14 protein-coding genes are annotated in these 21,774 nt (G+C 47.0%); 9 read left to right on the plus strand and 5 right to left on the minus strand.

What is annotated here, in order from left to right:
- Positions 1–57: 57 nt before the first annotated feature.
- Positions 58–2,616, plus strand: a complete 2,559-nt coding sequence (gene glgP / locus QT973_RS13185; RefSeq protein WP_333391495.1) for an alpha-glucan family phosphorylase — start codon at positions 58–60, stop codon at positions 2,614–2,616.
- 572 nt (positions 2,617–3,188) lie between these two features.
- On the opposite strand, the gene mnmG is transcribed toward glgP, so the two are convergent.
- From mnmG to QT973_RS13200, 3 genes are all read right to left on the minus strand, one after another.
- Positions 3,189–5,105 (minus strand): tRNA uridine-5-carboxymethylaminomethyl(34) synthesis enzyme MnmG, encoded by a 1,917-nt coding sequence (gene mnmG / locus QT973_RS13190; RefSeq protein ID WP_333250135.1) that lies wholly within the window; start codon positions 5,103–5,105, stop codon positions 3,189–3,191.
- 226 nt (positions 5,106–5,331) lie between these two features.
- Complete coding sequence (locus QT973_RS13195) at positions 5,332–5,685, minus strand: transcriptional regulator (RefSeq protein ID WP_333051471.1); 354 nt, start codon at positions 5,683–5,685, stop codon at positions 5,332–5,334.
- Positions 5,675–6,046, minus strand: a complete 372-nt coding sequence (locus QT973_RS13200; RefSeq protein WP_333051469.1) for a type II toxin-antitoxin system RelE/ParE family toxin — start codon at positions 6,044–6,046, stop codon at positions 5,675–5,677. Before QT973_RS13200 ends, QT973_RS13195 begins: the two co-directional genes overlap by 11 nt.
- Positions 6,047–6,792: 746 nt before the next feature.
- On the opposite strand from QT973_RS13200, the gene QT973_RS13205 reads away from it, so the two are divergent.
- The 7 genes from QT973_RS13205 to QT973_RS13235 all read left to right on the plus strand — a co-directional run bounded on the left by QT973_RS13205 (position 6,793) and on the right by QT973_RS13235 (position 18,445).
- Complete coding sequence (locus QT973_RS13205; RefSeq protein WP_039887994.1) at positions 6,793–7,122, plus strand: hypothetical protein; 330 nt, start codon at positions 6,793–6,795, stop codon at positions 7,120–7,122.
- A 198-nt stretch (positions 7,123–7,320) separates the two neighbouring features.
- Positions 7,321–8,850 (plus strand): photosystem II chlorophyll-binding protein CP47, encoded by a 1,530-nt coding sequence (gene psbB, locus QT973_RS13210; protein WP_333051466.1) that lies wholly within the window; start codon positions 7,321–7,323, stop codon positions 8,848–8,850.
- Positions 8,851–9,268: 418 nt separating this feature from the next.
- Complete coding sequence (locus QT973_RS13215; RefSeq protein ID WP_006635641.1) at positions 9,269–9,364, plus strand: photosystem II reaction center protein T; 96 nt, start codon at positions 9,269–9,271, stop codon at positions 9,362–9,364.
- A 194-nt stretch (positions 9,365–9,558) separates the two neighbouring features.
- On the plus strand, positions 9,559–10,116 hold the full coding sequence (nrdR, locus tag QT973_RS13220; protein WP_333051824.1) for a transcriptional regulator NrdR: 558 nt from the start codon (positions 9,559–9,561) through the stop codon (positions 10,114–10,116).
- A 640-nt stretch (positions 10,117–10,756) separates the two neighbouring features.
- Positions 10,757–11,872 (plus strand): 30S ribosomal protein S1, encoded by a 1,116-nt coding sequence (locus QT973_RS13225; RefSeq protein ID WP_333051464.1) that lies wholly within the window; start codon positions 10,757–10,759, stop codon positions 11,870–11,872.
- A gap of 715 nt (positions 11,873–12,587) precedes the next feature.
- The gene (locus QT973_RS13230; RefSeq protein ID WP_333391485.1) at positions 12,588–13,997 is read left to right on the plus strand and encodes an adenylate/guanylate cyclase domain-containing protein; all 1,410 of its coding nucleotides are present in this window, start codon (positions 12,588–12,590) and stop codon (positions 13,995–13,997) included.
- Positions 13,998–14,230: 233 nt separating this feature from the next.
- On the plus strand, positions 14,231–18,445 hold the full coding sequence (locus tag QT973_RS13235; protein ID WP_333391487.1) for a chemotaxis protein CheB: 4,215 nt from the start codon (positions 14,231–14,233) through the stop codon (positions 18,443–18,445).
- 13 nt (positions 18,446–18,458) lie between these two features.
- Here QT973_RS13235 and QT973_RS13240 read toward each other — a convergent pair whose 3' ends face one another.
- Together QT973_RS13240 and QT973_RS13245 are read right to left on the minus strand one after the other, a co-directional pair.
- Positions 18,459–19,301, minus strand: a complete 843-nt coding sequence (locus tag QT973_RS13240; RefSeq protein WP_333051458.1) for a transposase — start codon at positions 19,299–19,301, stop codon at positions 18,459–18,461.
- Entirely contained in the window at positions 19,261–19,893 is a 633-nt protein-coding gene (locus QT973_RS13245) for a helix-turn-helix domain-containing protein (protein WP_333051457.1), read from the minus strand. The genes QT973_RS13240 and QT973_RS13245 overlap by 41 nt, the downstream gene beginning before the upstream one ends.
- Positions 19,894–21,032: 1,139 nt before the next feature.
- Here QT973_RS13245 and QT973_RS13250 point away from each other — a divergent pair.
- Positions 21,033–21,773, plus strand: coding sequence for an HAD family hydrolase (locus QT973_RS13250; protein WP_333054410.1), 741 nt, complete (start codon positions 21,033–21,035; stop codon positions 21,771–21,773).
- Position 21,774 lies beyond the last annotated feature (1 nt).

Raw genomic sequence — 21,774 nt, forward strand, 5'->3', positions numbered from 1 at the left:
GGACTTGTACCTAAAGACAGAGGAAAATATCGCTACCCCAACATAAATGCTTTGTCTATGCAGCCAATTCGCACATTTAACGTTTCCCCCTCGCTACCGACAATTCTCGAACCCCTACGCAAGCTTGCCTACAACTTGCACTGGGACTGGAACGTCGATACCAAAGACCTCTTCCGCCGCCTCGATCGAGACCTGTGGGACTCCAGCAACCAAAACCCGGTGCTGATGCTCGGAACCATATCTCAAGAGCGACTGCAAGAAATGGCAGAAGACGAAGGCTTCATTGCCCAAATGAACCGAGCAGCCCAGCAGTTAGACGATTATCTCAAAAATCGCGCCTGGTACCGGAAACAGCGCGGCACCGAGCAGCAAGAATGCTACGCTTACTTTTCGATGGAATTCGGCTTAGTTAAAGCCCTACCCATCTATTCCGGCGGTTTGGGCGTGCTCGCAGGCGACCACCTCAAATCAGCTAGCGATTTGGGCTTGCCCTTAGTCGGTGTCGGCCTGCTTTACCAAGAAGGCTATTTTTCGCAGTATCTCAACGCCGACGGCTGGCAGCAAGAACGCTATCCGCTCAATGATTTCTACAATATGCCGCTGCACCCAGAACGCAATCCCGACGGTTCGGAATTGCGGATTGAGGTAGACTATCCCGGCCGCAAGGTGTATGCCCGGATTTGGCGAGTACAAGTGGGAACGGTTCCTTTGTACCTAATGGATACAAATATTGAACCTAACAGCCGCTACGACCAAGATATTACCGACCAACTGTATGGCGGTGATAAAACTCTGCGGATGCACCAAGAAATCATGCTGGGCATCGGTGGCGTGAAAATGCTCAAGGCATTGGGGCTGACAGTTACGGCTTATCACATGAATGAAGGCCACGCGGCTTTCATGGCTTTGGAACGCATTCGGATGCTGATGGAGGAATATCACCTGAGTTTCGTGGAAGCGGAACAGGTGGTGGTTTCGAGCAGTATGTTTACGACTCACACTCCTGTGCCTGCTGGGTTTGACTTGTTCGAGCCGGATATGGTGATGCACTATCTGAGTCACTATCCCAAGATGTTTGGCTTGTCGCAAGATGAGTTTCTGGGATTGGGCCGGGAGAATACTGGCGATTTGTCCGCACCTCTGAATATGGCAATTTTGGCAATTAAAATGTCGAGTTTTGTCAACGGGGTGGCGGCTTTGCACGGTGTGGTGTCGCGCCCGATGTTTCAGGGTTTGTGGCCGGGTTTGCCCCAGGAAGAAGTACCGATTACTTCGATTACCAACGGGGTGCACGCTCGCAGTTGTGTGGCGAAGTCTACTCAGGAGTTGTACGATCGATACCTTGGCCCGGACTGGGAAATGACCGGTAAGGACGATCGTCTATGGGACAGGCTGTCGTCGATTCCTGATGAGGAATTGTGGCGCAATCACGAACGCTGTCGATCGGAGTTGGTGGTGTTCGCGCGGGAGTGGCTGCAAAAGACTTTGCGCGAGCGCGGTGCGGCCCAAACGGAAATCGAACACGCGCGGGAGGCTCTCAATCCGAAGGTGCTGACGATCGGGTTTGCCCGCCGCTTTGCTACTTACAAGCGGGCGACGCTATTTTTGCGCGATGTCGATCGAATTATGCGGATCATGCGGGATCAAAATCGCCCGGTGCAGTTTGTGATTGCTGGGAAGGCTCACCCGATGGATATTCCGGGTAAGGAATTGATTCGGGATATCGTTCACTTCATCCGCGAGCACGAGACGATGAGCTCGATGGTGTTTTTACCGAACTACGACATTAACGTTGCTCGGATGATGGTGTCTGGCTGCGATGTGTGGCTGAATACGCCGCGCCGCCCGCGTGAGGCTTCGGGTACATCCGGGATGAAAGCTTCGATGAATGGTTTGCCGAATCTGAGCATTCTTGACGGATGGTGGGATGAGGCTGATTATGTTCGTACCGGTTGGCCGATCGGACATGGGGAATTTTACGAAGATACTAAGTATCAGGATGATGTCGAGGCTAATGCTTTGTACGACTTGATGGAAAAAGAAGTTGTACCCCTATTTTACAACCGGGATGATGATGGAATTCCCCGCGGTTGGACGGCGAAAATGAAGGATTCTATTCGCTTGAATTGTCCTTTGTTCAATACGGCTCGGATGGTGAAGGATTACGCGCGGCGCGCATATTTCCCGGTGAGCGATCGCTACCACACCATGACTTCGGATAATTGCGCTCCGGCCAAGGAGTTGTCTCACTGGAAGAAGCACGTTCTCGCGAAATGGCACGATATTAAGATTGAGGCTGTTGATATTTCCCAGGATAAGGAAGTTAAGGTCAATCAGTCGATCTCTGTTAAATCTCGGATTAATCTGATGGGATTGACGCCTGCAGACGTGCAAGTTGAACTTTATCAAGGCTCGGTTGATGCTAACGGCGATATCATTGGTGGCGTGCCGGTGGTGATGGAGTATTTGGGTGAAGATTCTCAGAATGCTAGCCTTTATACGGCTGACATTACTTATACTTCTAGCGGTTTGCAAGGCTTGTCCTTGCGGGTTTTGCCGAAGCACGATAATCTCAGCAGTCCTTATGAAGCTGGCGTGATTCTCTGGGCACATTAAAGGAAGGAAGAAGGAAGAAGGAAGAGGGAAGAAGGAAGGCACGACACGGATTCGGACACGGATACACGGATGAATTTAACTGTGTTTCCCACTTCTCCCCCTCTCCCCCTCTCCCACTCTCCCACTCTCTCTCGCACTCTTTATGGAAGTTGGGGTTCGAGGATTGATAAATATCTACAATAGACTGGCAGAGTTTCATCAATTATAGTTGACATTCTGCCAGTTTTCTGTTTTTGTGGCGTTGCTGAATACAGGTATCCATTCCCGATTTCGGAGTTTTTATAAGCCAAGTCGGGTGAGTTTTGTAAATTCCGATAAAAGTTGATTCATACCGTGACTCAGCAAAGCCCAGAATCTATATCCATCAATATGAAAGCCGCCAAACAAAAAAGTGGTGCCACAATAGCCAAACTTTTTCATACTACTATAGCAATCCTCGCATCATTTGTGAATTTCTTACTCCCTCCCCTTGATAAGGGGAGGGTTGGGGTGGGGTAAAAAGTTTACGACTCCTGCAAGGATTGGTATATTGCATAAAATTGAAGGCAGCTTTGAAACACCTCTAGTTGAGGTTATTTTCCTACACCCGCTGGCTGCTGACGGTTTCGCACTTCCAGAAAAATCAACAAAGCATTAACATCAGCCGGATTTACTCCGCCAATTCTCGCCGCTTGGCCAATCGTCAGCGGTTTCACCTTAGCCAATTTTTCCCGCGATTCTTTGGATAGAGTTGTAATTGCCATGTAATCCAAATCCGCAGGCAATTGTCGGCGTTCGTGTTTGGCAATGTCATCGATTTGATTTTGCTGTCTTTGCAGGTAGCCGGAATATTTGATGTCAATTTCTGCACCATCTTTCTCAGCCAACTTCAGACTAGAATTGCCTAAATTGTAGCGTTCCAAATCCACATAATGAAAACCAGGACGACGCAACAAATCAGCCAGAGTAATTGAACCTTTAATTGCTTGTTGAGTGTCAGCAAAAATTGCCTTCCCTACTTCCTCGTGCTCTTTCACCCGCGTCGAGTACAACCGTTCCTTCTCTGCCACAATATTAGCTTGTTTGCGATCGAACAACTCCCAGCGGCGATCGTCAATCAAACCAATTTCCCGTCCCAGCGGCGTCAAGCGTTGGTCAGCATTGTCCGATCGCAATAATAGCCGATATTCCGATCGCGAAGTCAACATCCGGTAAGGTTCCCGCAAATCCTTCGTACACAAATCATCGATCAAAGTCCCGATATAACTTTGCTCGCGAGGAAACACAATCATCTCCTGATTTTTCGCAAACCGGGCTGCGTTAATCCCCGCCACAATCCCCTGTGCAGCCGCCTCCTCATATCCAGTTGTACCGTTCACCTGACCCGCGCAAAACAGCCCTTCAATCTTCTTAGTCATCAGCGTGGGAAAGCACTGAGTTGCCGGCAAATAATCGTACTCCACAGCATAAGCAGGGCGCATCATCTCGCACTTTTCCAAACCCGGAAGAGTCCGCAGCATTTGCAATTGCAAATTTTCCGGTAAACCAGTAGAAAAACCTTGGATATAAAGTTCTGGAATATCTCTACCTTCCGGTTCAATAAAAATCTGGTGACTTTCCTTATCTGCAAACCGCACAATCTTATCTTCAATACTCGGACAATAGCGTGGCCCCTTCGCATCAACCCAGCCGCCGTAGACTGGAGAAAGGTGCAAATTGTCTCTAATTAATTGATGAGTTGCTGGCGTAGTTCGAGTCAAATAACAAGGCATTTGTTCCCGTTCGATCCAAACTTCTGGATCGAAACTAAACCAGCGAACCTCTGCATCTCCTGGCTGCGGTTCCAGGTTGGTGTAATCGAGAGTACGTTTGTCAACTCTTGCCGGAGTTCCTGTTTTTAACCTGCCAGTTTCAAAGCCCAAACGATTGAGAGTTTCCGTCAAACCAACGGCGGCAAATTCTCCCGCCCGTCCGGCGGGCATCGACTTATTGCCCACCCAAATCGTGCCACCTAAAAAAGTACCTGTTGTCAGAATTACTGCTTTGCATTCAAAAGCGACGCCGAAGTATGTTTCGACTCCGATAACTTCTTCGTTTTTGCCCAAAACTAAGTCTGTCACCATCGCTTCGCGGATGGTCAAATTGGGTTGGTTTTCAACAATATTATTCATCACAGCGGCGTATTCCCGCTTGTCTGTTTGTGCTCTCAGCGCCCACACTGCGGGGCCTCTCGAAGCGTTGAGGACGCGCTTTTGTAAGTAAGTGCGATCGGCCATTTTGCCAATTTCCCCGCCTAACGCATCAACTTCGTTAGTAAGTTGGGTTTTAGCCGGGCCGCCGACAGCCGGATTGCAAGGTTGCCACGCAATTTTGTCGAGGTTGAGGGTGAGGAGAAGGGTGCGACAGCCGAGGCGAGAAGTGGCGAGGGCGGCTTCGCAGCCGGAGTGTCCGCCACCTACTACGATGATGTCGAAACTGTCTTGGAATTGTACTGGTGTTTGTGCAGTCATTCGATTTTAGATTTTAGATTTTAGATTTTAGATTGAATAATAGACATCTGGCAAAATTAGGTTTTAGTCCAGGTAGGGAAAGGCTGACAAAATCTTTTTAGAAGATGTCTAATTGACTTCAGAGTTTAATGCGGATGCGTACTTATCGGATACGATGTTTTTGATCGTCGGTCTCTAGATGCGAAAAGGTTCGATCGCTCTCACTTTAACAACAGGTGTTCCTCAATTAAAACTCTTCCTCTCCATTAGTGTAGCTGCTTTCTTCAAACATCGATGTTAATCCAGTAATTTTTACGGGGGGTCGATCTTTGAATTCTACGACAAATGACAACTCCCCACCCATTGCCGCGATATAACTTTGCAAAGTAGATACCAACAAATCCGCACGGCGTTCTAGTCGCGAGACATTTTCTTGACGCATATTTAATAATTCTGCCATGCGAATCTGAGTAAATTTTCTGGCTTTTCGTAAGTCTTGCAATGTCATTTCTTCAGCCATTAATTCAACCGATCGCTTTTCGACTATTGCTCGTTGTTCGGGAGGCAAATTATCCATAATAGTCTTCAGGCTAATTGTCATCGGTTTCTGGCTCCATTAACTTATTCAAATGGTCGGTAAATCTACTATCTGCTATCTTAATTATTTGCTTGTAAAATCGCTTCTCACTACTACCCGATTTGTCCCCAGCTACCAACAAAATCGCTTCTCTGCGGGGGTCAAATGCAAAAGCGACTCGCCAAACTCCATCAGCCGCCTGAAACCTAAGTTCTTTCATATTGGTGTAGGTAGAACCATTGAGAGTATCGACGTGAGGACGCTTGAGGTTTGGGCCAAATTCTTGTAACAGTGTGAGTTTTGCTAAAAGCTCTAATCTGACATCAGTGGGGAATTCGCTAAACTCAGAGTAAAAATCAAAGTGAAACTGAATGTTCCATGTCATTTGGATCGATTATGCCTTACATAGCATATTATAGACAATAGTCGATCGAATAACAATATTTATATGCACGCTGAAAACAACTTTGAAGGCTCGATCGATCGCGAACTCCTTCCCTAAGCGAAGAAAGGTATTTAATCAGAAACCCACGACTGCGAGAGTCCTGGGTTCCTTTATTGAATAAGATTTTAGACAGGCGCACGGTATCTCAACCGTACCATACCTCCCCGTGCAGTTCGGGGCACCTTGTCTCTGACAGGCGCACGGTATCTCAACCGTACCATACCTCCCCGTGCAGTTCAGGGCACCTGTCATTTAATACCATTATATAGTATATTAAAAAGTTTGGTCAAATATCGAACGCTCATAATTGGCGCATATTAACCGAGATTAAGATGATGCGATCGACAGCCAGCGACCAAAACAGCAAAATTACCACAACCTTGTTAGGGCCCGAAGGCACATTTGAATGTTTAGAACTTTCTGACCCAAGCGAGCCGCTGTGACGAGTATTCCTCCTCGAAATGCTGGGAACTGCACTCGACTTGAAAAATCTAAGATTGGATATTTTACCGATCGACCAGACCGAAACTTATCGGACAATTCTGTAGATTTACCCAACAGCTTGCAGATTACCTACATCTTCTCTCCTCTTCCTTCGCGTCCTTGGCGTCTTCGCGGTTCAACAATTCCGTACTTTTCCAGTTTTGCGTTATGTTAGACAAAAAAATCTCAACAAGCGTACACAAGTGAAATACTTCTTCTTATCCGACGGCTGGAAAGTTGGGCGCGTTTGGGGCGTCGGCGGCGAGTGGAGTCACGCCGCCTGGAGGCGGGCGCCGGACATCCAACAGCTCAACCTCTGTCTTTCCGATCGCAACGAAAAAATGTGGCTCTACCGCGTAGAAGACGCCGTACTCATGGTAGAAGTCCAACCCGCAGTCCGTCCCGATCCCGCCGATCCCGCCAAAAATATCGGCAACGTCACCCTCACCAGACTGATCGATGCCGAGCAAGTCCTCGAACGCCTCGGGACGATCGCCGCCCGCTGCGAAATGGGCAACCCGCAACTAATGTAATGCTCAACATATTGCAATCGGTTCTAACACTCGATACACTTCTTTAAATAACTTTCATTTTTATGCCTCCACCTTTGAAGGTAGATGGCAGTCGGCAAAAGGCAGAGTTTAAACCCTGCAGGTAACTGCTGGGGATTGAGAATCTGATTTTTCCGTAAAAATAGACATCATCACTTACACCTTGGAGAACCGCAGTCAATGGGACTACCCTGGTATCGCGTACACACAGTCGTCTTAAATGACCCAGGCCGATTGATTTCTGTACACTTAATGCACACAGCCCTCGTGGCAGGTTGGGCCGGCTCAATGGCCCTTTATGAACTAGCAGTTTTTGACCCCACAGACCCAGTTCTGAACCCAATGTGGCGTCAAGGGATGTTCGTGTTGCCCTTCATGACTCGCTTGGGAGTTACGGGTTCTTGGGGCGGTTGGAGCATCACTGGCGAAGGTAACGTCGATCCGGGCTTCTGGTCCTTTGAAGGCGTCGCAATCGCTCACATCGTCCTCTCTGGCCTGCTGTTCTTAGCAGCAGTTTGGCACTGGGTATTTTGGGACTTAGAACTTTTCAGAGACCCTCGCACCGGTGAACCAGCCCTCGACTTGCCAAAAATGTTTGGCATTCACCTGTTCCTCTCCGGCTTGCTCTGCTTCGGCTTCGGCGCATTTCACCTTTCGGGACTTTTTGGCCCCGGAATGTGGGTGTCCGACCCCTACGGCCTGACCGGTCACGTCCAGCCAGTGGCGCCTGCTTGGGGCCCTGAAGGCTTCGATCCGTTCAATCCGGGCGGCATCGTGGCTCACCACATTGCAGCGGGCGTAGTCGGCGTAATTGCCGGTTTGTTCCACTTGACAGTGCGGCCGCCGGAACGTCTTTACAAAGCCCTGCGGATGGGGAATATCGAAACTGTACTTTCTAGCAGTATCGCTGCCGTGTTCTTCGCAGCCTTTGTGGTTGCGGGTACGATGTGGTACGGTTCTGCTGCAACTCCGATCGAACTTTTTGGCCCGACTCGCTATCAGTGGGACAGCGGCTATTTCCAACAAGAAATCGATCGCAGAGCTCAAGCTAGCTTGGCCGGTGGCGCTAGCTTCCAATCCGCTTACGAACAAATTCCCGAAAAATTGGCTTTCTACGACTACGTGGGCAACTCTCCTGCTAAAGGCGGTTTGTTCCGGGCCGGCGCGATGGTCAATGGCGACGGTATTGCTAAATCTTGGCTGGGCCATCCAGTATTTACTGACAGCGAAGGTCGGGTATTGTCGGTTCGCCGCCTCCCCAACTTCTTTGAAACTTTCCCAGTAATTTTGACGGACAAAGATGGGGTCGTTCGCGCTGACATCCCCTTCCGCCGTGCTGAATCAAAATACAGCTTTGAACAAAGCGGAGTTACCGTCAGCTTCTACGGTGGTGAACTTAACGGTCAAACCTTTAATAATCCTCTAGATGTTAAGAAGTTTGCTCGCGCTGCTCAAAAGGGTGAAGTGTTTGAATTCGATCGCGAAACCTTGAATTCTGACGGCGTTTTCCGCACTTCGACTCGCGGTTGGTTCACTTTCGGACACGTTTGCTTTGCTTTGCTATTCTTCTTCGGCCATATCTGGCACGGTTCTCGGACTATTTTCCGCGACGTGTTTGCTGGAGTTGAGGCTGACTTGGAAGAACAAGTCGAGTGGGGCCTGTTCCAAAAACTGGGCGACGTGACCACCAGAAGACAAGAACCTCTCTAAATTTTGCCAGCCTCTGGCTAGCCGGGAAACATCCCCGGTGTAAAAAACCCGGTTTCTTCAAGAAACCGGGTTTTTTTAGTTAATAATAAAACCAGCAATTAACTACCAGCCGGGAAGTCCCGAACGTATATTTAGAGGGGATTAATCTGAGCGCTCGGCCCCGTACCTCGTTGGGAATTACTCCTTGGGATGAAAGGTTTGTTGGGTTTTGGTACCGAAACCGACAATTATTCTTTTAAACCCCAAGATGATCGGGAAATACTCTGATACTATATTAGCAAGTGGGGGTGGAACTACCTCACTATAAAAAGCCTTTGAAAAAAAGGAAAAAGAAGCCTGCGGTCTAACTGTACTCAGTTGACCGTCAGGTTTGTTCACGATAAAATAATACGGCAAGGGAAGATAGGGAAAATTTAACATGGAAAGTGTTGCTTACATTTTGATTCTGGCTTTAGCCATAGGCGTACTATTTTTTGCGATCGCATTTCGGGAACCTCCCCGGATTGGCAAATAATTAGCTATACGCCTGCGGTAAGTCCAAAATATCCTGAACCGGACTGCGGTTAGCCCGCATCATAGCGATCTAATTTGGTGCGGGACTCTTTCACCGCTGTGTGCTAAGTGATTTTTCTAGTCCAGCCATTCATCAGACCCCAAGCGGTTAGATGAATGGCAATTTGCTGGCAATGCCTGTTAAAATCAGCAATCATGCGCTGTTCCTCCTGCCAACACACAAATAGCCGCGTTCTAGAATCGCGTTCAGCCGAATCAGGTCAAAGCATCCGTCGGCGGCGTGAGTGTTTGAACTGCCAGCACCGCTTCACAACCTACGAACGCATAGAATTTGTGCCGATTACGGTGATCAAGCGGGACGGCAAGCGCGAATCTTTTGACAGGTCAAAATTAGTTCGGGGATTGATTCGGGCCTGCGAAAAAACCGGTTTGTCTTCCGGGCATCTCGAAACTCTGGCAGAAGAAATCGAGGCACAACTTCAAGGTCGATCGCTCCGAGAAATCGCCAGTTCAGAAATAGGGGAACTGGTGCTGTTGCACCTGCGACCCCTCAGCGAAGTCGCTTATGTCCGTTTTGCCTCGGTATATCGGCAATTTCGAGGCATCCGAGATTTTGTAGATACCCTAAATCACCTTCAGAATCCCCTCAACGAAGCTGAAGATACAGAAACAGGGACAAATTTTGACGCAGATTTGCCGGATTCCGAAGCAGTCGATCGAGAAAGCCCAGCATCCTGTGCAACTCCCAGCTAAGCTCGCTTAAATTAATTTAGAGAAATATTCGCTTGAGATTGAAAACCGTGTCCCGATGAAGGCCCGGAGGAATAGCGACTCAAGGGACTCTCATTCGAGCGAGTGTTCTTTTTTCTCAGTAACAGTGCTGGGTGTGATATGATCGTCATCGGTCTAAAATAGAGTATAACTAGACAACGTAAAAACTTAACTGGATTAGTTGAGTGCGTAGTCACACCTAACGGTGTTGCAGTTTAGGAAAGCTCGCATTTGAACAAAACCTAACTAAAGCTCGGTGACTAATTAAATACGGTAGGACATACCGAAATTTACGCTTCTGGAGAAACCGACCTCTACTTAGACTGGAGTAATCCTGTCGCCAGCAAGTCGGCTCGTTGAACGAAGAATCTCAGTTTATTTATACCTGAGAGTGTCAAAATAGTCTACTTGACTCGGAATGTTAAGATTCAACGTTTTAACACAGAGTATGGAGTAACAGTAATGGCAAGCGCTGGTGTGCAGTTGCACCTGGCAAAAGTTAGCGAAAACTGACTTTAGTAAAAGATTTTGAAAAAAGTTAATCGCTTTTTCACCAAAATCTCGAATATCTGCCGGCACAAACGAAAAACATGAAGGAGAGAAATCCTAGGAAACTATTCGCATGGTCAATCTCAAAACCACAGTCAAAGACATCGGCTTTACTCACGAAGATTTTGCAGCCCTACTTGATAAATATGACTATCACTTTAGCCCGGGCGATGTAGTAGCGGGTACAGTTTTTAGTATAGAACCGAGGGGCGCTCTGATTGATATCGGTGCTAAAACAGCAGCTTACATTCCCATTCAGGAAATGTCCATCAATCGAGTGGAAAGCCCTGAAGAGGTATTGCAATCAAACGAAACCAGAGAATTTTTCATTCTAACCGATGAAAATGAAGACGGACAATTAACCCTGTCCATCCGGCGCATCGAATATATGCGGGCGTGGGAAAGAGTGCGACAACTGCAAGCAGAAGATGCCACAGTACGATCGCAAGTATTTGCCACCAACCGCGGCGGCGCACTCGTGAGAATAGAAGGCTTGCGAGGCTTTATTCCCGGTTCTCACATCAGTACCCGCAAACCGAAGGAAGAATTAGTCGCCGAAGAATTACCATTAAAATTCTTAGAGGTAGACGAAGACCGCAACCGCTTAGTATTGAGCCATCGTCGCGCCTTAGTTGAGCGCAAGATGAACCGCCTCGAAGTCGGGGAAGTCGTCATCGGTACAGTACGCGGTATCAAGCCTTACGGTGCCTTTATCGACATCGGCGGCGTCAGCGGCTTGCTGCACATCTCGGAAATTTCACACGATCACATCGATACGCCTCATAGCGTCTTCAATGTCAACGACGAAGTGAAAGTGATGATCATTGACTTGGATGCCGAGAGGGGCCGGATTTCTCTCTCAACCAAGCAGTTGGAACCGGAACCGGGCGCGATGGTCAAAAATCGCGAATTGGTATACGAAAAAGCTGAGGAAATGGCAGCTAAGTTCCGCGAGAAAATGCTGGCTCAAAAGCAAGCTAAAGCAGGCATAGACATTCCTGTAGACTCAACTGATGCTGATGATGACTTCTCCGACGAACTCGAAGATGTGCCCTCAGCAATGGAAGAGGATCTGCCGGAAGTAGCACCCGAAGTAGCACCCGAAGCAGCACCCGAAGCAGCACCCGAAGCAGCACCCGAAGCAGTATTAGATGTAGAGGAAGAAATCCCTCCTGCGACGGAAGAATAAGATCACAGTTAGTGTGATTAAAAGAGGGAAAATTCCCTCTTTTTTTTTGCCTTAAACGTCCCAATTACCAATCATTAATTACCAATTAATATCAATTCTGAAAAGTACGCGGGCATTTGTAGGGAAACGGAATTGCCCATAGGTGTCAACTTAACGTTAAACCCATAGTCCGGCAAGGGTTGAAACCCCTGGCGGACTGACGGGATGACTAACGAACTTGGCGAGCTAACAGCTTAAGTTGACACCTATGGGCATTGCTGTCTCCCTACTTAGTGGTTGACAATTAGCAATTACCAATTAGCAATTACCAATTACCAACAATTTAATATGTTCCTGCAGGCAGATGCAGCGATCGCACTTGGAATTAAAACAAGTGACAGCGCGATCGATCTGCCTAAATAAACCTAGCCTTTACGCTGCTAATTTGTTAAGATTTACAAACATCAGGGACATCCGCACAAGTGCCAACTCATCGGGAGCATCTCAATGAAAGCAGGCCTCCGCTAGAAATTGGAGTTTTGAGGCAGGAGTTTTGAGGCAGGAGGCAGGAGAGAAGAGAGAAGAGGAAGAAGGAAGGAGCCAGAAGAAGTGTTTTTACAAATATGAGATGCTCCCCAACTCATCAGCATTCTCAGGCAAAAACACACTAGACAAGCAAATTACACAAAAGAATACTTAGAAATTTCTTGCCATGAGGCTCAAAGGCAAGTGAATCATGAAAATCGGACTATTAAAAGAAAAATTAGAACAGCTCAAAAAACGTCCCAATTCGAGCAAAGGAACGATCGACCAAATCGAAAACTGGTTAATCGGTTCCCACATTTTGCAGAGATTGAGAATTAATCCTTACTACGTAGCAGGCGATACAGTCAAGAATGTTAAAAAAATTACTTCCGAATTTCTGCACGGAGTAAAAGCCGGTGTCTTCGACTTGCACTGGGATATTCACTGCCCCCACTGCAACATGATTACAGAAGAATTTAAGGATTTGGCAGACACATCAGAAATGTCTTTTTGCCCGATGTGCGAGCGCGAGTTTAACATTGATTTGCTCGATCGTGTGGAAGTCACTTTTTCCCTGAACAAAGAAATCGAAGACCCGCAACTGCGGCCCGTCTGCGCTCCCCCTCCCGTACTCCAGAGCAAACTGCAACTGGTAACGCCTCTCTACTGCACCGAATCGCAGATTGTCACCTTAGAAAAAGGTCGATATCGCTACTGCTGTCCCCTGACTTTAGCTAAAGGGATTTTAAAGGTGGAAGGCGAAGAAACAGAAGAGATACAAGAAATTCAACTCCAGCAGTTGGCCGGCCCAGATTTCGATAAAAAAGAGCTTGCCGTGCGTCCGGGAAAAGTCAAGATAGAATTAACTAATGCCGAACACAATTTGTCGGGACTCATTTTGCATTCCGATGAATTGCCCGATGAATTGACAGTAGAAAAACTGCCCCTGCGACTATCAGGAATGCAACTGCTTCATCACCCGGATTATAAGCGTTTGTTCGGCGATCGAGTAATCTCGGAAAGAGAGCGAGTCAAGATTCGGGCGATTACTATTATGTTTACTGATATTACCGGTTCTACCAGAATGTACGAAACACTGGGAGATACCAAAGCTTACAATATTGTGCGCGATCATTTTGAAATTTTCTTTGAGTCGATCGAGAAATTTGGCGGTAAAGTCATTAAAACCATCGGCGATGCTGTCATGGCTTCCTTTATCAGCAACGAACAAGCAATTATGGCTGCCGCTGGTGCTGTAGCCTGTTTGAGAGAGTATAACTCAACTCGCCAACCACAAGAGTGGATTCAAGTCAGAATTGGCATTCACCGAGGTACGGCTTTGCTGGTAAATCTTAATAATTCGATCGACTATTTTGGCTCTACAGTCAACAAAGCCGCCCGCATTCAAAATCTTTCTAAAAGTGACGAAGTTTCATTTTCCGAAGATGTTTACAGCGACGAAGCATTTTTAACAGCATTAAAAGCTGCTGGAGTCTCCGAAATTCAAAAACGAGTAGAAGATTTAAAAGGAATACAAGGCGCACAAGTCGCTTATACTGCTAGAATTAATACGGAATCAGTAATCCCGCTGTCTGCTACACTTGTCGGTGAAAAAAGCTAAGTAGGCAAGCAGATATACTACTTGGTTATTGCCAGCCTCTCGTTACGATCGCCCCAACAGCAGATAGAGTTGTTCGAGAGCGCTCAGATCATGGCTCCAACAGTATACTTACTCATTAAATGAGTTGCATAATACCCATAACTTAAGGTATACTTAAGTATAGTACGGGTTCTTCAGCGGCATCTTGCGAGAACTGTAGGTTGCTGAATAGCTGAAGTCCTCGACTTCATAGCATGACTTCTCCTCAATTATCTCCAGAAAATACACCCGAAGCCATCGCACCAGCCGCCCTCGACAGCGAACAATTAACCGAAACCGATGCCCCCTTTCCCATTGTTGGAATTGCCGCCTCAGCAGGAGGGTTGGAAGCATTCACGCAGTTACTCAGCCATTTACCGGCCGATACGGGTATGGCGTTTGTGCTGATTCAGCATTTAGATCCCAATCACAAAAGTCTGCTTAGCGAGATTCTCGCGAGAACCACCCAAATGCCTGTGAATGAGGTAAAAGACGGCGTAGCTGTAGAACCCAATCAAGTCTACGTTATTCCGCCTAACACCAAGATGGTGCTATCTAAAGGCGTCCTGCAACTATCACCGCGCGAGAAGGTTTATGGCAAATATATGCCGGGAGATGCGTTTTTTACCTCATTGGCGATCGATCGCGGGCACAAAGCGATCGCCGTAGTATTATCCGGGGGAGACGGAGACGGTTCACTCGGGCTCAAGGCAATCAAAGCAGCCGGAGGCATGACTTTTGCTCAATGTCAAGACACAGCAAAATTCGATAGTATGCCGAATACCGCTGTTGCGACAGGCAATGTCGATTTCGTTCTGCCACCGGAAAAAATTGCCGAGGAACTGGCAAACTATAGTCACAATCCGCTTCTCACTGGCCCGCTTGCCATGACAAAAGTTGAGGAATCGCCCGAACAGGGAGATGCCCTGGCTACTATTTTTGCGCTGCTGAAATCCACCACAGGCGTTGATTTTAGCCAGTACAAACCCAGGACGATCGCTCGACGCATCCAGCGACGGATGGTGTTGTACAAGCTGGAAAGCTTGAATGATTACGCCCAACATCTTCGACACAATTCGGCTGAAGTCACAGCGCTGTATGAAGAAATCCTGATCCACGTTACCAGTTTCTTCCGCGATCCCGAAGCCTTTGAAAAGTTAAAAGAACTGGTTTTCCCCACGATTACCAAAAATAAATCGGCCGAAACTCCGATTCGGATTTGGGTGGCGGGATGTTCGACAGGTGAAGAAGTTTATTCGATCGCCATTTGCTTGTTAGAGTTTTTGGGCGATCGAGCCATTCAGCCACCGATCCAGATTTTTGCCACGGACATTGGCGAACACGCTATCAACAAAGCGAGGTGTGGCGTCTACTCAGAAAACCAGATGGTAGATGTTTCACCAGAACGACGTACTCGCTTCTTTATTGCCGAAGCAAGAGGTAGCTATAGAATCAGCAAGGCAGTCCGCGAACTTTGTGTATTTGCCCGACAAGACTTAGGCAGTGACCCGCCTTTTTCCAATATCGATTTAGTTAGCTGTCGCAATGTGCTGATCTACTTGGGAGAGTCATTGCAAAAAAAAGTGATGCCGATTTTCCATTACAGTCTTAAGCCAACGGGCTTTCTCCTGTTAGGCACTTCTGAGAGTACCGGAGAATTTTCCTACTTGTTTACTTCAGTGGATAAAAAGTCTAAAATTTATGCCAAAAAGTTGACTGCGACTCGTCCCCATTTTTCGTTTACGCCGAGTTCCTATCCCGTCGCTAAAGCACGTGAACGGGAGGAAGTGAAAAACAATTTTACGAATAGCTTGGATTTACAACAAGAAACTGACCAACTGATTTTAAATCGATATGCCCCAGCCAGTGTGGTTGTCAACGAGCAGATGAAAATCCTGCAAGTGCGGGGAGACATCGATCCTTACTTGAGAGTGGTAGCCGGAACGCCCGACTTAAACTTGCTGGCAATGGCAAGGGCAGGCTTGCTGGTTGAGCTTCGCACCGCGATTTATCAGGCACAAACGCAGAACGTAACCATTAGGAAAGAAAGGGTATTGCTTGAATCGGGCGGACGATCGAGTATCGTCAATTTTGAGGTGATTCCCTTCGGGCCACCGGCGGTCGAAGGACGCTACTTTTTGGTGGTATTTGAAGAGGCTGCACCCCCCGTGCTTAACTTCAGCACTCTCCCTTCTGAAAGCTTCGAGCAAGCTGATTTAGTGCGCGAAATTGAGCTGCTGAGCCAGCAAGTTGCAGCGGCTAACCAAGAAAAAACTGCGGCTCAATCTCAACTGCAAGCGGTGATCCAGGATCAGGAAAGTCTCAACCAAGACCTCAAAATTGCCAACGAAGAAATCCTATCCAGCAACGAGGAGTTGCAAAGCACGAATGAGGAGTTAGAGACTGCCAAAGAAGAGATTCAAGCCACTAACGAGGAACTCACTACCACTAACGATGAACTTCGCAGCCGCAATACTGAACAAAGCCTGGTGAATAACGATCTGATAAATTTGCTTTCCAGTATCAATATCCCTATTTTAATGCTGACAAACGATTTACAGATTCGACGCTTTACGCCAACGGCACAGCAAATTTTTAGTGTGATTCCCACAGATGTTGGACGGCCTTTTAGCGACATCCGCTCAACTCTGAACGTTCCTGACTTGGAACAGATGATTTTGGAGGTGATTGATACTCTCCAGACGAAAGAACAAGAAGTTCAAACTTTATCGGGATATTGGTACAACCTCCGCATTCGTCCTTACCGGACAACGGAAAACCAGATTGACGGTGTGGTGATGGTTTTGCTCGATATCGATGCTCTTAAACGCAGTGCCAGAACCTTGGAGGAGGCCCGAAATTATGCTGAAACCATTGTGGAAACTGTGCAAACGCCTTTAGTCGTCCTAGATGCTGATTTCCGAGTGAATAAAGCAAATCGCTCGTTCTATGAAACGTTTCAGGTTTCATCCCCAGAAACAGCGCAATCTTCGCTGTTTGAATTGGGAAATGGGCAGTGGAATATCCCGCAATTGCGATGGATTCTGGAAGATATTCTGGTTAGTGATGTTCAGCTTGAAAACTTTGAGTTGGATCACCTGTTTGAGCAGATCGGGCAGAAAACCATGCTGCTGAATGCTTGTAAACTTGAACGAGAAGATCAAGCTTTAATGATTCTGTTGTCGATCGAGGATATCACGCAGCGCAAGCAGTTTGAGACTGTACGATCGCAGTTATTACTGCATGAACAGTTGGCCCGCCAACAGGCAGAAACAGCCAACCGTAGTAAAGATGAATTTCTGGCGAATCTCTCCCATGAATTACGCAATCCTTTGACTCCGATCCTGGGCTGGGCACAAATTCTGCGTTCGGGGGAACTGAAGGAACCAGCCGTTACTAAGGCTTTAGAGGTGATCGAGCGCAGCGCGAGGGCGCAATCTCAGTTAATCGAAGATATCCTGGATATTTCCCGGATTACCAGCGGCAAGCTTCAACTGTGCATTTGTCCGATCGATCTGCGGTTAGTGGTGCAAGCAGCGCTGGAGGGGGTTCAATTATCAGCCGAGGCAAAAAACATTCAAATTGTTTCGGAGTTGATTTCTACGAGTGTTTTAGGAGATATTAATCGCTTGCAGCAAGTTGTGTGGAATCTTCTGTCTAATGCGATTAAGTTTACTCCGGCGGGGGGACGAGTGGAAATCATGCTATCGGCGATTGAGAATCATGCTGAACTTCGAGTCAGCGATACGGGAAAAGGGATTGAGGCACAATTTTTGCCGTATATTTTCGATCGTTTCCATCAAGGTGATGCCAGCAGCACTAAGACCAATCAAGGGCTGGGATTGGGTTTATCGATCGTGCGTCACCTGGTTGAATTGCACGGGGGAACGGTGCAAGCCGAAAGTCCGGGTGAGGGACAAGGAACTACAATGACTGTGAGATTGCCGTTGCGATCGCTACCTCAAGAGTTGACATCGGCGATCGATTTAAAGTCAACTGCTTTGGTAGGGCCTTTAAACGCCTCTAGCGATCGCGTCCCCTCTCTAGAAGGCTTGCACATCTTAGCCGTAGACGATCAGATAGATACGCGCGACTTCTTACAATTTGTGCTTGAAGGCTACGGGGCGGAGGTTTTGGCTGTTGCATCTGCCAGAAGTGCGATCGCTGCTTTGACTGAATATCCGGGCAGATATGACGTGCTCATCTCCGATATCGGAATGCCAGAGGAAGATGGGTATTTCTTAATTCGAGAAGTGCGAGCTCTTGCTGCGGAAGCCGGAGGAGAAATCCCAGCCGCGGCGCTGACTGCCTATGCGAGCGATAAAGAACGCGAAATGGCGATCGAAGCTGGTTTTCAAAGGCATATGGTTAAGCCGATTCAGCCGGTTGTACTAGGATTAATGGTGGCTAATTTAGTAGGACGATTGTGAACGAACCTGACGGTCAACTGAGTACAGTTAGACCGCAGGCTTCTTTTTCCTTTTTTTCAAAGGCTTTTTTGAGTGACGGAGTTCCCCCGCCACTTTTGTAACTCAGACCAATTTTTCTTATGAGTTTGGCTGAATTTTCATCTCGATCCAAAGATTCTCCACATTGACAAGAATGCCACCGTTCCGATAATTCTTTCGGGACTTTGTTGAGGCAGTTCCAACAGTGCTGGGAAGTTCCCTTTGGATCAACAAATAAAACACTTTTACCTAGTTTCCAGGCGACATATTTCAGAACGTTGGCGAATTGCCCGTGAGCAGCATCAAGCATGGATTTATTCAAACCACTCTTAGCTGACTGACCGTTAGGCAAATAAACCAAATTACCATTCTCAATATCAGTCTTGGGCTTGGCACGTCTAGTTAGATTTTTGACGCTCAAATCTTCAACAACTAAAACCTCACACTTGCTAAGTAGCTCATGTGCAGTTTTAAATTGAAAATCTAATCTAGCTCTAGCTACGAACTGATGGAGTTGGGAAACCTTGTCCTTGATTATTTTCCAAGGTTGAGAACCCTTGACTCTATTAGCTAACTTCGCTTGAAGCCTTGCTAATTTCTGAGCCGATTTCCTCAAAAATCTAGGATTCTCAACTCTTTCGCCATTGGAAAGATAGACGTAATTAGTGACTCCCAAATCAATGCCAACAGTATTTTCGACCGTCGGCTGAATTTCTGCAACCGTTACGGGAACCGTTTTATCTTCTAGCGTCAGGGAAATATACCACCCATCCGCTTCTCTGATAACTGTACCCGTCTTAACTTTGAACTTTGTTGGTATTGGACGGTGGAAAACCATAGGCACGCTTACCTATTTTGGCGAGACTAATACAAATCCTATCTTGCTCGTCCTTGACAATATCTAAGTTATCTAGTTGAGGATAAGTGAAGGATTTGTAGTAGTGAAGCCCTTTGAATCTGGGCTGACCTCTACGATTGCCGTTTTTATCGGGCGTGGTGAAATTTGAAAAGGAAGTTTCAACTCTGTTGACGACATCTTGCAAAACCTGAGAATCCAACGCTTTGTAGTCAGGAAATAGTTTTTTAGTGTTTTTCAGGTCAGCTAATTGTATCGTCTGCCACTGTACATATCCGCCTTCAATGTTTGAGAAAACATCACCTTTCCTGGTTAGAGGATTGCCTGACTCATCCTTTTTTCTGCCATCCCTAGTTTGCAATCTAGTCAAGGGAATATTTCGATAAATCTCCTCAACAGGGACTATCGAAACAATCAATGGGCAGGCGTTGATAGGTGTTCTCGTGGTTTCCCACCACCTAAATCTTTCGCCGATTCGGTAGTTGTACTGCCGACGGCAGAGTTCTAAATGAGCCACAATAGTTGATAGTTGGGGCTTGGTTGGTTTGAGGCGGTATTTGTAAGTGAGTTGCATTTTTAGCTTCTTTTTTCGACCTACCTTAATATACCATTTCTTTTGTTTTAATATCTAGGAAGTACATCAAAGTTAAAGGTACTCGCAATGTCTAATTGTCGGTTTCCGTACCTACACCCGACGAGCCTTTCATCACGCGGGCGTAATTTATTCGGGGTACTTCGCGCAGCGCTCAGATTAATCCCCTCTAAATATACCGAGGGACTTCCCGGCTGGTAGTTAAATATTTTGTATGATATCATGTCCGGTCGATCGATCGTAATATCCGGCCGGGGCGGGTTTATTGAATTTGGGATTTGTGTTGAAGATCAGGGTGAACCCGCCCCTACAGAAATCATGTCAATTGAGCGTGATTCTTGGAGGGGCGGGCGATGCCCTGAGTGTAGTCGAAGGGTTCACCAACAATACCTGCCAATAATTGACAATCTCAAAAACCCGCCTCGGCCACTGATATGATCTCCGGTCATCGAGCGCGATTTTCGTAGGGGCGGGTTCACCAACAATACCTGCCAATAATTGACAATCTCAAAAACCCGCCCCGGCCGCCATGTTATGGTTCAATACTCTTCTGTAGGTGGGCTCCGAGCGTAGCGCACCCTCCGTTTCACGGGCCCAACCTACGCACGATCGGTTTTTTTCACCGAAAAACGAGCGGGAAGCCCCTGGCTTTAGACATGGGGAGGAACGTGGCTGCGACTTATTTAGTCGCCTTAAAATAATTGCACAAATTTAATTGAAATGATACACTAATTACATCGATTAAGAATAACCATCTACGTGTTGAAATAATTTAATAAGGTGAAACTCCTGAGTTGGTTCGTCTCGGCTTGACCGTAGCCTGACCAAACAAGTAACAGTGAATTATTGAGCGTACCTATCTGGCGTTGCGATGGACTCTGAAAGTATAAAAAGCTAAAAGTATACGCAAGGTTTGGACTCGTTCAAGCTGAGTGGGTAGAGGTGCCTTGATAACGCCTTTGAAAGTTCTTTTATGGAATACGTCAAGAATCCCCCCGATTCATCGGTGGGGAGTATCAAACTAACCCAAGCGTATTGTATTATGGTTAATCGATCGCACATGATATTGTAGGGACACAACATTGTTGTGTCCTGATATAAATATTACGGAGTTCAGATTCTTGGTAACTATTAAATGTCGGGGCATTACCTTCTCGAATATCCAAGCCGTAATCTTTGACAAAGACGGCACTCTAGAGGATTCTCAAGAATTTTTGAGATTGTTGGGGATTAAGCGATCGCGCCTCGCAGACGCTCAAATTCCGGGCGTTGGAGAGCCTTTACAAATGGCTTTCGGCATCGAAGGTGGCAGCATCGACCCCACAGGCTTGCTGGCCGTCGGTAGTCGTAGGGAAAATGAGATTGTGGCGGCGGGATACATCGCCGAAACCGGCAGGGGATGGCTAGAATCTTTAACTATTGCGCGTCGCGCTTTTGATGAAGCTGACGAAATGTTTAAAAATAGTGCAGTTTCTCCTTTATTTGTCGGCAGTTTGGAAGTGCTGAAATATCTTTCGGAAGCGGGTTTAAAACTGGGAATTCTTTCGGCTGCTACAACAGAATCGGTGCAGAAGTTTGTGAAACACCACGCATTAGCTGACTACATTCAGTTAGAAATGGGAGTTGATTCAACGCTTCATAAACCAGACCCGAAATTGTTTTTGCAAGCTTGTGAGAAACTCGGAGTAAATCCCGCAGCAACTTTGATGGTGGGAGATTCAGCGGGCGATATTCAGATGGGTAAAAATGCGGGCGCGGCTGGCTGTATCGGGATTTGTTGGGGAAAGGCCCAGGTTAGTCATTTGGAAAATGCTGATGTGGCGATCGCATCTTTGGATGAAATTACAATTTTACCAGATTGAG

Origin of the sequence: Microcoleus sp. Z1_A1, assembly GCF_036700305.1 — a bacterium.
Taxonomy (GTDB): domain Bacteria; phylum Cyanobacteriota; class Cyanobacteriia; order Cyanobacteriales; family Microcoleaceae; genus Microcoleus.

Bases quoted from the DNA above. Each gene is read 5' to 3' on its own strand.
- glgP (WP_333391495.1), top strand. From the start codon at position 58: ATGCAGCCAATTCGCACATTTAACGTTTCCCCCTCGCTACCGACAATT.
- mnmG (WP_333250135.1), bottom strand. From the start codon at position 5,105: ATGACTGCACAAACACCAGTACAATTCCAAGACAGTTTCGACATCATC.
- QT973_RS13195 (WP_333051471.1), bottom strand. From the start codon at position 5,685: ATGACAATTAGCCTGAAGACTATTATGGATAATTTGCCTCCCGAACAA.
- QT973_RS13200 (WP_333051469.1), bottom strand. From the start codon at position 6,046: ATGACATGGAACATTCAGTTTCACTTTGATTTTTACTCTGAGTTTAGC.
- psbB (WP_333051466.1), top strand. From the start codon at position 7,321: ATGGGACTACCCTGGTATCGCGTACACACAGTCGTCTTAAATGACCCA.
- QT973_RS13215 (WP_006635641.1), top strand. From the start codon at position 9,269: ATGGAAAGTGTTGCTTACATTTTGATTCTGGCTTTAGCCATAGGCGTA.
- nrdR (WP_333051824.1), top strand. From the start codon at position 9,559: ATGCGCTGTTCCTCCTGCCAACACACAAATAGCCGCGTTCTAGAATCG.
- QT973_RS13225 (WP_333051464.1), top strand. From the start codon at position 10,757: ATGGTCAATCTCAAAACCACAGTCAAAGACATCGGCTTTACTCACGAA.
- QT973_RS13230 (WP_333391485.1), top strand. From the start codon at position 12,588: ATGAAAATCGGACTATTAAAAGAAAAATTAGAACAGCTCAAAAAACGT.
- QT973_RS13235 (WP_333391487.1), top strand. From the start codon at position 14,231: ATGACTTCTCCTCAATTATCTCCAGAAAATACACCCGAAGCCATCGCA.
- QT973_RS13240 (WP_333051458.1), bottom strand. From the start codon at position 19,301: ATGGTTTTCCACCGTCCAATACCAACAAAGTTCAAAGTTAAGACGGGT.
- QT973_RS13245 (WP_333051457.1), bottom strand. From the start codon at position 19,893: ATGCAACTCACTTACAAATACCGCCTCAAACCAACCAAGCCCCAACTA.